1 protein-coding gene is annotated in these 430 nt (G+C 69.8%); it reads right to left on the bottom strand.

Annotation, left to right across the window (positions count from 1 at the left end; translation table 11 throughout):
* Positions 1-430 (bottom strand): hypothetical protein (locus tag D3D01_RS22985; protein ID WP_199725652.1); only part of this gene is annotated, 430 nt, incomplete at both ends.

The following is a 430-nucleotide window of genomic DNA, read 5'->3' as shown; positions in this document are numbered from 1 at the left end:
GGCGGCTGCTCGCTCTGCGAACGGCGCAGGGCGGAGGGGCCGAAGGCCTCGGCGTGGATGCGCTGGTCGGGGATGTTGAGGCCGCGCAGGCCGTCGTACATGTCCTGCAGAAAACCGCTGGGGCCGCACAGGTAGAAGTCGTAGTCATCCAGCGGCAGGCGCGCCTTGACCTGGGCGAAGCTCAGCCGACCGGCCAGTTGGTAGTCACGTTCGAGCTGCGCCTTGGCGCCGGGGCTGCTCAGGGCGCGGTGGATATGCAGGAGTCCGGCCGCCTGCTGTTGCAGCGCGCTCAGCTCTTCGCGGAAGGGCAACTCGGCCAGGCTGCGCGCACTGTGGAACAGATGGATGTGCCGCGCGCGCTGGTGCTGGCGGTTCTGCGCCACCACCTCGCGGGCCATGGAGACCATCGGGGTGATGCCGACGCCAGCGC

The organism is Haloarcula sp. Atlit-7R, assembly GCF_003666065.1.
GTDB lineage: Archaea > Halobacteriota > Halobacteria > Halobacteriales > Haloarculaceae > Haloarcula > Haloarcula taiwanensis.
This window is presented reverse-complemented; position numbering and strand designations above follow the sequence as displayed.